We start from the raw sequence: 13,099 nt of genomic DNA, 5'->3' as shown, positions 1-13,099 counted from the left end.
AGAACAAACATTCGATTTTGTTCTGTACTTTTTATATTAGGAATGATATACTGGACAGGAAACAATACTAAGAATATAACAATTTCCGATATTATCGATAAAACAGATTCAATCAGGAGAAATCATATGGATCATTTTGAATTAGTGTCAAAATACAGCCCTACCGGCGATCAGCCCCAGGCAATTGCGGAACTGGTAGCGGGATTCAAAGAGGGAAATCAGTGTCAGACCTTACTTGGTGTTACAGGTTCCGGTAAGACTTTCACCATGGCAAATGTGATTCAGGAGCTGAATAAACCGACTCTGATCATCGCCCACAATAAGACATTGGCGGCTCAGTTATACAGTGAATTCAAGGAATTTTTTCCGAACAATAGTGTGGAGTACTTCATCTCCTACTATGATTATTACCAACCGGAGGCTTATGTCCCTTCATCCGATACCTATATCGCAAAGGATTCTTCGATCAATGACGAGATTGATAAGCTGCGTCTGTCTGCGACCATGGCGTTGACAGAGCGGCGGGATGTGATCATAGTGGCCAGCGTGTCCTGTATCTATGGTCTGGGTAGTCCGACAGACTATCAGAACATGGTGATCTCCCTGCGTCCGGGTATGATCAAAGACCGGGATGAGGTGATCAGCAAGCTGATAGAGATCCAGTATGATCGAAATGACATGGATTTTAAGCGTGGTACATTCCGTGTCCGAGGGGATGTGCTGGAAGTAATCCCCGCCAATGAGGAAGATACAGCAATCCGGGTGGAATTTTTCGGGGACGAGATCGATCGGATTACGGAGATTGATGTGCTGACCGGTGAGATCAAAGGAGAATTGAAACATGTGGCAATATTCCCGGCTTCCCATTACGTAGTGGATCGTACAGTGATCAAACGGGCAACAGAAGCAATCGAGGAAGAATTGCAGGAGCGGGTACGCTATTTCAAATCTGAAGACAAGCTTCTGGAGGCACAGCGTATAGAAGAACGAACCAATTTTGATATTGAGATGCTCAAAGAGACGGGATTTTGTTCCGGAATCGAAAATTATTCCAGACATTTATCAGGACTGAAACCGGGACAGCCACCTTATACGTTGATCGACTATTTCCCGGATGATTTTATTATGATGATTGATGAATCTCATAAGACGATTCCGCAGATCGGTGGAATGTACAACGGGGATCAGTCCAGAAAATCAACTCTGGTAGATTACGGATTCCGTCTGCCTTCGGCGAAGGATAACCGACCGTTGAACTTTGAGGAGTTTGAAAGTAAGATCAATCAGGTGCTGTTTGTGTCGGCAACACCGGGAACTTATGAGGAGGAACACGAACTTCTCCGCGCAGAACAGGTGATCCGTCCGACTGGTTTGCTGGATCCGGAGGTGGAAGTTCGTCCGGTGGAAGGCCAGATTGATGATCTGATTGGAGAAGTACGTAAAGAAATTGCCCAGAAACATAAGATTCTGATCACGACGCTGACAAAACGTATGGCAGAAGATCTGACCGATTATATGCGGGAGGTGGGGATTCGGGTCAAATATCTTCATTCTGATATTGATACGCTGGAACGGACAGAGATTATCCGGGATATGCGTCTGGATGTGTTTGATGTGTTGGTGGGAATCAACCTGTTAAGAGAAGGGTTGGATATTCCGGAGATTACGCTGGTGGCGATCCTGGATGCGGACAAAGAGGGATTCCTGCGTTCGGAGACATCTCTGATCCAGACCATAGGTCGTGCGGCACGAAATTCTGAGGGTCATGTCATCATGTATGCGGACAATATGACGGATTCCATGCGACTTGCGATTGAAGAGACAAAGCGACGTCGTGAGATTCAGGAAGCGTACAATGAAGAACATGGAATTATTCCGAAGACCATTGAGAAACCGGTTCGGGATCTGATTTCGATTTCACAGAAAGCAGATACTTCCGAATTGCAGATGGAGAAAGATCCGGAATCCATGAGTCGTCAGGAACTGGAGAAGGCTGCTGAGAAACTGAATAAGAAAATGAAGAAAGCAGCAGCGGAACTGGATTTTGAGACGGCAGCAGTTTTAAGAGATCAATTGGTAGAGATCAAGAAGGCGCTGAACGATCTGGAGTAAAATGACTTCGAAAGAAAAACTGAAAGGATCAGGACTACAGGAATACAAGACCGGATCCGGAGCAAAGAGAAACTGTAGAAAAGAAATCGTAAAACCAAAATATCAATAGAACCGAAAGAATAGATAATAGAACAGAGGTAAGATACATGGGAAAGAAAATGGACGTCAGACAATACATCAGAATTCGTGGCGCCAATGAAAACAACCTGAAAAATATAGATGTGGATATTCCGAGAAATGAGCTGGTTGTTCTGACAGGCTTAAGTGGATCGGGAAAATCCTCCCTGGCATTTGACACAATCTATGCGGAGGGACAGAGACGCTACATGGAGTCTTTGTCTTCCTATGCAAGACAGTTCTTAGGACAGATGGAAAAGCCGGATGTGGAGAGTATTGAGGGACTTTCTCCGGCAATTTCGATCGATCAGAAATCCACCAATCATAATCCCAGATCTACAGTGGGAACGGTGACGGAGATTTATGATTATCTGCGACTTTTATATGCGAGGATCGGGATCCCGCATTGCCCGAAATGCGGAAAAGAGATCCGTAAACAGTCGGTGGATCAGATGGTAGATCAGATTATGAGTCTGCCGGAGCGGACGAAGGTACAGATCCTGGCACCGGTTGTCCGCGGACGGAAAGGAACACACGTAAAAGTACTGGACCGTGCCAAGAAAAGTGGGTATGTCCGGGTGCGAATCGATGGAAATCTCTATGAGTTGTCCGAGGAGATCAGTCTGGACAAAAACATCAAGCATACCATAGAGATTGTGGTGGATCGTCTGGTGATCAAGCCTGGGATTGAGAAGAGACTGACCGATTCTGTGGAAAATGTACTGGCTCTTTCAGAAGGATTGCTGGTGGTGGATGTGATCGACGGAGAACCGATGAATTTCAGTCAGAGCTTTTCCTGCCCGGACTGCGGAATCAGCATTGAGGAAATCGAGCCGCGAAGCTTTTCTTTCAATAATCCTTTTGGAGCCTGCCCTGTCTGCTTCGGTCTGGGATATAAAATGGAATTTGATGAGGATCTGATGATTCCGGACAAGAGCCTGAGTATCAACGAGGGCGCGATCGTGGTGCTGGGATGGCAGTCCTGTGCCACAAAAGGAAGTTTTACCAGAGCCATTTTAGATGCGCTTTGTGAGGAATATGGATTTGATCTGGATACACCGTTTGAAAAATATCCGAAGAAAATCCACGATATTCTGATCTATGGAACCGGCGGACGATCCGTGAAGGTTTATTATAAAGGTCAGAGAGGTGAGGGTGTTTACGATATTGCTTTTGAAGGTCTGATTCGCAGCGTGGAACGTCGTTACCGGGAGACCGGATCAGAGACAACGAAGGCGGAATATGAAAGTTATATGCAGATCACGCCTTGCCCGGAATGTCGGGGACAGCGTCTGAAACAGGGCGCACTGGCGGTAACCATCGGAGAGAAAAATATCTATGAAGTGACAGAACTCTCCATCGAGCGGATGCGGGCGTTCCTTCAGGAACTTCAGTTGAATGAAACCCAGCAGATGATCGGAAATCAGATCTTAAAAGAAATCAAAGCAAGGATTCAGTTTTTGATCGATGTGGGGCTGGATTATCTGACCCTTGCAAGAGCAACGGGAACCTTGTCGGGAGGCGAGGCACAGAGAATCCGGCTGGCGACACAGATCGGTTCCGGTCTGGTCGGTGTGGCATACATTCTGGACGAACCTAGTATCGGACTTCACCAGAGAGACAATGACAAGCTTCTGAATACGCTGAAACATCTGCGGGATCTGGGCAATTCGTTGATTGTGGTGGAGCATGACGAGGATACCATGCGCGCGGCAGACTGCATTGTGGATATCGGTCCGGGAGCCGGCGAACATGGTGGAGAAGTGGTGGCAGTGGGAACTGCAGAAGAACTGATGGCAAATGAAAAATCTATTACGGGTGCTTATCTGAGCGGGCGTCTGAAGATTCCGGTGCCGGAAGTTCGCAGGAAACCGACGGGCTGGCTGAAAGTAATTGGAGCGCAGCAGAACAACCTGAAAAATATAGATGTGGCATTTCCGTTGGGAGTGATGACCTGTGTGACCGGAGTTTCCGGTTCGGGAAAAAGTTCTCTGGTTAATGAGATTTTGTACAAGAAGCTGGCACGGGAACTGAACCGGGCGCGTACTATTCCTGGAAAACACAAAAAGATCGAAGGGCTGGATCAGGTGGATAAGGTGATCAACATCGATCAGTCACCCATCGGACGGACACCGAGATCCAATCCGGCAACGTACACCGGTGTGTTCGATCTGATTCGGGATCTTTTCGCAGCGACAGCCGATGCGAAAGCCAGAGGCTATAAGAAAGGAAGATTCAGTTTCAACGTCAAAGGCGGACGATGCGAGGCCTGCTCTGGTGACGGAATTTTAAAGATTGAGATGCATTTCCTTCCGGATGTTTATGTGCCCTGTGAAGTCTGCAAGGGCAAACGATACAACCGGGAGACATTGGAAGTAAAATATAAAGGAAAAAGTATATATGATGTGCTGAATATGACGGTGGAAGAGGCATTGCAATTCTTCGACCATATTCCAAGCATCCGCAGAAAGATGGAGACGCTGAATGACGTGGGTCTGTCGTACATTCGACTGGGACAGCCGTCCACCACATTATCAGGAGGCGAGGCGCAGCGGATCAAACTGGCGACAGAGCTGAGCAAGCGCAGCACCGGAAAGACCGTTTATATTCTGGACGAGCCAACTACGGGACTGCATTTTGCAGATGTGCATAAACTGACGAAGATTCTGCACCGTTTTTCCGAAGAGGGTAATACCGTGATCGTGATCGAACACAACCTGGATGTGATCAAGACGGCAGATTATCTGATTGATATCGGGCCGGAAGGCGGAGATAAGGGCGGTACGGTTGTTGCCTGCGGAACCCCGGAAGAAGTGGCGGAGAATCCTGCATCTTACACGGGAAAATATGTAAAGCCCATGCTTTTAAATTCTTAAAATACAGTGAAAAAAGTCTGAAATCTGGAAAAAGGACTTTCCAATCCTTCCAAATTTTACTATACTAGTAATGCATCTTTTTGAGAGCCGGAAGGTATGAGATGCATACGAAAGAAGATAATAGAAGAGAAGATAGATTGGAAGGAGAGTATTATGGCAGTAGATATCGGGATAGATTTGGGTACAGCCAGTGTGCTCGTATACGTAAAAGGAAAAGGTGTGGTTTTGAAGGAGCCGTCTGTAGTTGCTTTTGACAGAGATACCAATGTGATCAAGGCTATCGGAGAAGAAGCCAGACTGATGCTCGGAAGAACACCGGGAAATATTGTGGCCGTGCGCCCACTTCGTCAGGGTGTGATTTCAGACTATACCGTAACAGAAAAAATGATCAAATATTTCGTTCAGAAATCTCTGGGACGGAGAACATTCAAAAAGCCGCGGATCAGTATCTGCGTGCCGAGTGGTGTGACGGAAGTGGAAAAGAAAGCCGTAGAGGAGGCAACCTTTGCAGCCGGAGCCAGAGAAGTACATCTGATCGAAGAACCGGTAGCGGCAGCTATCGGTGCCGGAATTGATATTTCCAAACCCTGCGGAAATATGATCGTGGATATCGGAGGAGGAACGGCAGATATTGCGGTAATTTCTCTGGGCGGAACGGTAGTCAATACGTCCATCAAGATCGCGGGGGATGATTTCGATGAGGCAATCGTCCGTTATATGCGGAAGAAACATAATCTGCTGATTGGAGAACGGACGGCAGAAGATATCAAGATTAAGATCGGAACGACCTATCCTCTGGTGGAGGAAGAGACGATGGAAGTCCGTGGCCGGAATCTGGTGACAGGTCTGCCGAAGACGGTTACGATCACTTCTTCCGAGACAGAGGAAGCCTTAAGAGAAGCAACCAGTCAGATTGTGGAAGCCGTGATCGGAGTATTGGAGCGTACTCCACCGGAGCTTTCCGCAGATATTCTGGATCGTGGAATTGTACTGACCGGAGGTGGTGCGATGCTTCGGGGACTGGAAGAGCTGATTGAAGAAAAAACGGGAATCAATACGATGACAGCGGAAGACCCGATGAAAGTCGTTGCGATAGGTACCGGACAATTTGTAGAATTTATGAGTGGACGGAAAGATTTTTAATCTTTCCGTTTTTCACGATGCGAACAGCGTGACAACGAAATTGTGATGGATTTTATGGATTGCGTGATTAAGAGAAAAGAAAGATAAGACATTCCTGAATGGGAACGGATATACAGGAAGAGAAGATACACAGGAGAGGAAGAGAAGCGTTGGAAACGATACAGGGATATATTGAACATATCGTATATCGAAATGAGGAAAACGGATATACCGTGTTTTCTCTGACAAATGATGACGGAGAGGTGACCTGCGTGGGCAGCTTTCCATACATAGGAGAGGGAGAACTGATCGAGGTGTCCGGAGAATATACAACACACAGCCTGTATGGCGTCCAACTGAAAGTATCGGAGCATCAGATCAAGGAACCGGAAGATCTGGTATCGATTGAACGTTATCTGGGAAGCGGAGCGATTAAAGGGGTAGGACCGAAGATGGCAGGAAAGATCGTAAAGCTTTTTAAAGAAGATACTTTCCGAATCATTGAAGAGGAGCCGGAGAGACTGGCGGAAGTAAAAGGAATCAGTGAACGAAAGGCACGGGAGATCGCATCCCAACTGGAAGAAAAAAGAGAGATGCGGCAAGTGATGATCTTTCTGCAAAAATACGGAATCTCGATTACACTGGCGGCAAAGATTTATCAGTATTATGGACAGAAAGTCTATCAGATCCTGGAAGAAAATCCGTACCAGATTGCGGAAGATATTCAGGGAGTGGGATTTAAGACAGCAGACGAGATTGCGATGCGTGGCGGAATCCATATGGATTCGGATTTTCGTATTCACAGTGGTTTGCTCTATGTATTGACGCAGAGTACCACGGAAGGGCATGTATATCTTCCGAAAGAAAGTCTGTTTTACCGGACAAGTCAGCTCCTTGGCGTGGGGACGGAACGGATGGAAAAACATGTGATGGATCTGTGCATCGAGCGAAAAGCCGTGATGAAGCAGGTTGGGGATGAAGTGCGGGTCTATGCCAGTCACTATTACTACCTGGAACTGAATACGGCGAGGATGCTCTGTGAACTGGATCTGGCTTATGAGATCGATGAGCAGGAGGCACAGCGGGTCATCCGCCAGATCGAGGCAGAAGAGAAGATCAGTCTGGATGACCGGCAGAAAGAGGCGGTACTGGAATCTCTGAGAAGAGGTCTGTTTATCCTTACAGGAGGACCGGGAACCGGAAAAACCACCACCATCAATACCATGATCCGCATTTTTGAGCGGGAAGGACTGGACATCAGTCTGGCGGCACCCACGGGGCGTGCGGCGAAGCGAATGACGGAAACCAGTGGTTATGAGGCACAGACGATCCATCGTTTACTGGAGGTTAGCGGGAGTCAGGAAGAGGAATCCATGGGCGGTTTCGGCAGGAATCAGGAGAATCCTCTGGAAGCGGACGTGATCATTATCGATGAAATGTCAATGGTGGATCTGCCGTTGATGCATGCGTTGTTGACGGCAATCTGTCCGGGAACCCGCCTGATTCTGGTGGGAGATCAGGATCAGCTTCCGTCAGTAGGACCGGGAAGTGTACTGAAAGATATTATTACATCTGAGCGGTTTCCGGTTATAAAGCTGAAAAAGATTTTCCGGCAGGCGGGAACCAGCGATATTGTATTGAATGCCCATCGAATCAACGAGGGAGAAATGGTGGTGCCGGACAATAAGAGCCGCGACTTTTTCTTTCTGAGACGCCAGGATGCGGATATTATTATCCGGGTAACGATCGCGCTGATCCAGGAAAAGCTGCCAAAATATATCGGAGAAGATGCCTCAGAGATTCAGGTTCTGACTCCGATGAGAAAAGGACTTCTGGGGGTGGAACGTCTCAATGAATTTTTACAGAAGTATCTGAATCCGGCCAGTGAAAAAAAGGCAGAAAAGGAAATCGGAAGCCGGTTGTTCCGGGTGGGAGACAAGGTTATGCAGACCCGGAATAATTATCAACTGGAATGGGAAATCCGGACGAAATACGGCCTGAAAGTAGATGAAGGTCAGGGAATTTTCAACGGGGATATGGGGATTGTCAGGGAAATCAATGAATATGACGAGACTCTGGAAGTAGAATATGATGAACACCGGATGGTAAAATATCCATTTGATCTGGTGGAAGAACTGGATCTGGCCTATGCCATTACCATTCACAAATCCCAAGGAAGCGAATATCCGGCTGTGATCCTGCCGTTGCTCCCGGGACCGAGACAACTGTACAACCGCAGTCTGCTTTACACGGCAGTCACGCGGGCAAAAAAATGTATTACCATTGTGGGGAGTGAAGAAACATTTCAGGATATGATCCAAAACAAAAGCGAACAGGAGCGTTATACCAGCTTGGCAGAGTGTATCAGAGAGGTCTGAACCTGCTCTATCCGGAGGTCTGTCCATTTTGCGGAGAGATTCTGCAGGTATCCGGGAAAATCGGTGCTTTTCCGGAAAAGAGAAAGATAGGAAATGGGCCGGAGAGCGGAGAACAGAGAGTGGTAAAACAGTGGAAAAAGATGGATGACAGCTGCATATGTCAGGAATGTCGGAAGAAACTGCAGTATGTCGAAGAACCCCGTTGTTATCGGTGCGGAAAACCATTGCGAGAAGAAGACGAGGATGTGGAATACTGTCGGGACTGCGCCGGGAGGAAACGTTACTTCGATCAGGGCAGAAGTCTGTATCTTCACAGATCTCCCGCATCCGATGCAATTTACCGGTTCAAATTCAAGAACCAGAGAGTCTATGCGAAGGTTTTTGCGGAAGAAATGGCGGAAAGATTTGCAAAAGATCTGAGACGCTGGCAGGCAGAGGCATTGATCCCCATTCCGCTTTCAGAAAAGAGACAAAAGAAACGAGGGTATAATCAGGCGAAGATTCTGGCGAGAGAATTGTCGAAGCGAACGGGCATCCCGGTGGAAGAGGGCGCATTATTTCGGATTCGGGATACCAGACCGCAAAAGGAACTGGATGACAGAGAACGACAGCAGAATTTAAGACAGGCATTTGCAGTGGCGAAGTGCTGGAAACCGGTGAGATCCGTGGTGCTGGTTGATGATATCTATACCACGGGAAGTACGATCAATAAGGCGGCGAAAATGCTGAAAAAAGCAGGCGTTTCAAAAGTGTACTTTTTGACGATAAGCATTGGACAAGGACTTTGACTATATGGTATACTAAAAGCAATGTGTAAATGACAGTGGGAAACTGTGGGGTGAAGAACGATGTTGAATGAAAATCGCGTAAAATTAATGACCCGCATGGCGGCATATGAGGAGAAAAAAGGAAAAGAAGATATTCCGATCAGCAGTTACTACCGAAAAGACTATGTAGGGCTGAATGTACTGATCACGATTTTGTGGACGACGATCGGATACGGTTTGTTTCTCGGATTGGTTCTGATTGGTGGAATGGACAATTTTCTGGAATCCCTGACGATTACAAAAATGATCATTCTGGCGCTCATAATTGTCGTTGGATATTTTGGTTCTGATTGTTTGTGCGACCAGAGCGGGAAGTTTTTACCGGAAAAAATATAATAAAGCGAAACAGAGAGTGAAACAATATTACAGAGATCTTGCGAGACTTGGAAAGTTATATAAGAGGGAGAAATAAAGAATGGATACATTATTGGTTTGGAAAGAACAATTGCAGATGTTTTATGGGAAGTATTCTTCTTATATTGACAAGGGACTTCGATTGATCCTGGGATTGCTGGTGTTTGGAGCAATCAATCTGAACATAGGATTTACAAAACAGGCGGCATCCGTATTTGTGACAGTGGGACTTTCAGTGATCTGTACCTTCCTGCCATTGATCGTGATGACGATTCTGGCGGCAGGACTGATCCTGATCCATTTTTATTCTGTATCCTTGCCGGTGGTACTGATCACAGCGGTCGTATTTTTGATTATGTATATTTTTTATTTCAGATTTACACCGAAGAAAGCATGGCTGATCTTGCTTACACCTCTTGCATTTGTGTTAAAGATCCCGTATGTGATCCCGGTTGCTTTTGGTCTGGTTGGAACACCGGTTTTTGCGGTTCCGGTAGCCTGCGGAACCATCGTATATTATATGCTTCATTATGTAAAAGGAGCTTCGGCAGCACTGAAAAGCTCCGGGACAGACAGCATGATCAAGAGTTTGTCGGCTTACACCAAACAGATCGTACAGAATAAGGAGATGTTTGTGGCAATTCTGGCATTTACGGTTTGCCTGCTTCTGGTCTACAATCTGCGGATGCGTGCGGCAGATCAGGCATGGAAGATTGCAATCGGAGCCGGTGTGATTTCAGAACTGGTTCTGTTTATCGCAGGAGATCTTGCATTTGGAGTACATACAGATTATCTTACACTGATTTTGGGAAGTGCAGTATCGGTGGTGATCGGAATGGCACTGGAATTTATGATCTTTTCAGTGGATTATTCCCGTACCCAGCGGATGCAATTTGAAGATGATGAATACTATTATTATGTAAAAGCGGTTCCGAAGATTGTGGTATCGGCACCGGAAAAAACGGTGAAAAAGATCAACGAACGTCAGGAATGGAGCCAGAAAGAGACAGAAGAAGAACTCTTAAAGCAGAGCTTAAATAAAGAACTGGGCATGGAAAATAATTCTACGAAGAAGTAACATATATATTTATGAAGTTGAAGGACAGGAGGTGACAGAATGGAAGCAAGAATCGCAGCATTTTTCGGAAGATATCTGGGAGATTTATATCTGCCTCATATCCGTTTTATCGATGTGATCGAGATCGTGATCGTTGCGGTAGTGATCTATGAGATCATGCTCTGGATCAAGAATACAAAAGCATGGATGCTGCTTCGCGGACTGCTGACACTGGCAGGCTTCATTCTGATCGCAGCCGTTTTTAAGATGCATACCATTTTGTTCCTGGCAAAAGGCTGCATCAATGTGCTGGCGACAGCAGCGGTGATCGTGTTCCAGCCGGAACTGAGAAGAGCATTGGAAAAACTGGGAGAGAAGAATTTCTTTTCCAATCTGGTGCCATTTGAGCGCAACAAAGAGAATCAGAGATTTTCCGATGAAACGCTGGAAAGTCTGGTTCATGCAGCCTTCGAGATGGGAAGCGTCTGTACAGGTGCGCTAATCGTGGTGGAACAGGCGATCCACCTGACTGAATATGAACTGACCGGAATCGAACTGGACTGTAAAGTGTCCGAGCAGGTTCTGATCAATATTTTTGAACATAATACACCATTGCATGACGGAGCCGTGATCGTGCGGGGAGACCGGATTACTTCCGCAACCTGTTACCTTCCGCTGTCGGACAATATGCAGATCAGCAAGGAACTGGGAACCAGACACAGAGCGGCACTGGGAATGAGCGAAGTCAGTGACGCACTGATCATCGTTGTATCTGAAGAAACCGGTCAGGTCTCTGTAGCGATGGGCGGACAACTGGCACGTGGCGTTTCCGAAGAATATCTGATGACAAGATTGAGCCAGATACAGTACTGTACTTCAGATGTGAAGAAATTTACACGGTGGAAAGGACGGCAGAAGCATGAAGAATAAGCTGACAAACAACATTGGACTGAAGTTTGCAGCAGTTCTTTTTGCTGCATTGTTATGGTTGATCGTGGTAAACGTGGACGATCCGGTGGATACAAACATATATCGAAATATACCGGTCACAGTCACAAATGAAGAAGTAGTAACCAATACCGGAAAGACCTATCAAATTCTGGATGATACGCAGACTGTGACTGTTGCAGTGACGGCGCCGAGATCTGTGCTTTCTCAGATTAAGAATAATGACATCAAGGCCGAAGCGGATATGCGGGAGATGGAATTGAAATCTCTGGTTCCAGTGACGGTAACGGTGGATGGATTCGAAGGCAAATATGAGTCTGCAGAGGCGACTCCGAGAAATATCCAGGTCAAGATTGAAGACCAGACCAAAAATACTTTCCCATTGAGTGTGGATACGACAGGCACATTAAGAGATGGCTATGTACTGGGAGAGACAAAGACCAATCCGGAGACCATTACAATTCGTGGTTCGGAATCCTTGGTGGCAACCATTGACAAAGCAGTTGCAAGGGTGAATATTTCCGGACTGGCAGAAGATAAGGAACTGGATGCAGAACTGATCCTGTACGACGCAAAGGGAAATGTGATCGATCAGACCCTGCTGACCAACAACCTTGGAGAAAAAGGTGTCAGCGTAGATGTACAGGTATTGAGCAAGAAAGATTTAACGTTAGACTTTGAAGTGTCAGGAAGTCCGGCCAACGGATATGTATATACGGGACTTACCAGTACCCCGGATAGAATTTCTGTCTGTGGAACAGCAAAGGCCCTGAAAGGACTGGACAGTATTCAGATTCCGTCTTCCGAATTGGATATCAGCGGAGCAACCGGAAAGGAAGAAATCGTGGTAGACATTTCTCCTTATCTTCCGGAAGGAGTGGAGCTGGTAGATGACACAGCGAAGAATGTTATTGTTACAGTGACAGTGGAGCTGGAAGGTGCACAGACCATAGAATTCCCGGTAGAGGGAATCGTGGTCAACAATCTTGCCAGTGGCCTGAAGATTGATTATGAAGATGTGGAAGACCTGAGTCTTCAGTTTAAAGGATCGCAGGATGCACTGAATTCTCTGGATGTGAGAAATGGTGTTTCGATCGATCTGAAAGACTGCAAAGATCCGGGCACTTATATCGTTCCGGTTTCCGTAGAAGTGCCGGAGTCAGTCACTCTGGTGACCCAACCGTCAATCAAGATCCTTTTACAGAAAAAAGAAGAGTAAAGTAAGACAGAGAAAAAGGAAGAAAAAGGAAAGACGGGAACCAAAAGTAAGGAAGAACATGGCATATAAGAGAAGACGAGATAGCAAAA

The 13,099-nt window shown here is 46.5% G+C and carries 9 protein-coding genes; all 9 read left to right on the top strand.

The window, feature by feature from the left end:
- Positions 1–126: 126 nt before the first annotated feature.
- The 9 genes from uvrB to KGMB01110_RS02710 all read left to right on the top strand — a co-directional run bounded on the left by uvrB (position 127) and on the right by KGMB01110_RS02710 (position 13,010).
- Complete coding sequence (uvrB, locus tag KGMB01110_RS02750) at positions 127–2,112, top strand: excinuclease ABC subunit UvrB (protein WP_119297484.1); 1,986 nt, start codon at positions 127–129, stop codon at positions 2,110–2,112.
- A 146-nt stretch (positions 2,113–2,258) separates the two neighbouring features.
- Positions 2,259–5,105, top strand: a complete 2,847-nt coding sequence (uvrA, locus tag KGMB01110_RS02745; RefSeq protein WP_119297483.1) for an excinuclease ABC subunit UvrA — start codon at positions 2,259–2,261, stop codon at positions 5,103–5,105.
- Positions 5,106–5,258: 153 nt separating this feature from the next.
- On the top strand, positions 5,259–6,248 hold the full coding sequence (mreB, locus tag KGMB01110_RS02740; RefSeq protein ID WP_117603856.1) for a rod shape-determining protein: 990 nt from the start codon (positions 5,259–5,261) through the stop codon (positions 6,246–6,248).
- Between the two features lie 149 nt (positions 6,249–6,397).
- Positions 6,398–8,605, top strand: a complete 2,208-nt coding sequence (gene recD2, locus KGMB01110_RS02735; RefSeq protein WP_119299051.1) for an SF1B family DNA helicase RecD2 — start codon at positions 6,398–6,400, stop codon at positions 8,603–8,605.
- Entirely contained in the window at positions 8,587–9,393 is an 807-nt protein-coding gene (locus KGMB01110_RS02730) for a ComF family protein (protein ID WP_243112641.1), read from the top strand. The genes recD2 and KGMB01110_RS02730 overlap by 19 nt, the downstream gene beginning before the upstream one ends.
- 60 nt (positions 9,394–9,453) lie before the next feature.
- Positions 9,454–9,768: a hypothetical protein gene (locus tag KGMB01110_RS02725; protein ID WP_243112639.1), complete on the top strand. Its 315-nt coding sequence runs from the start codon at positions 9,454–9,456 to the stop codon at positions 9,766–9,768.
- A 79-nt stretch (positions 9,769–9,847) separates the two neighbouring features.
- Positions 9,848–10,864: a hypothetical protein gene (locus tag KGMB01110_RS02720; RefSeq protein WP_117603858.1), complete on the top strand. Its 1,017-nt coding sequence runs from the start codon at positions 9,848–9,850 to the stop codon at positions 10,862–10,864.
- A gap of 39 nt (positions 10,865–10,903) precedes the next feature.
- On the top strand, positions 10,904–11,773 hold the full coding sequence (gene cdaA, locus KGMB01110_RS02715) for a diadenylate cyclase CdaA (RefSeq protein WP_117603859.1): 870 nt from the start codon (positions 10,904–10,906) through the stop codon (positions 11,771–11,773).
- Positions 11,763–13,010, top strand: coding sequence for a CdaR family protein (locus KGMB01110_RS02710; RefSeq protein ID WP_117603860.1), 1,248 nt, complete (start codon positions 11,763–11,765; stop codon positions 13,008–13,010). The genes cdaA and KGMB01110_RS02710 overlap by 11 nt, the downstream gene beginning before the upstream one ends.
- Positions 13,011–13,099 lie beyond the last annotated feature (89 nt).

Source organism: Mediterraneibacter butyricigenes (assembly GCF_003574295.1).
Classification (GTDB): domain Bacteria; phylum Bacillota; class Clostridia; order Lachnospirales; family Lachnospiraceae; genus Mediterraneibacter_A; species Mediterraneibacter_A butyricigenes.
This window is presented reverse-complemented; position numbering and strand designations above follow the sequence as displayed.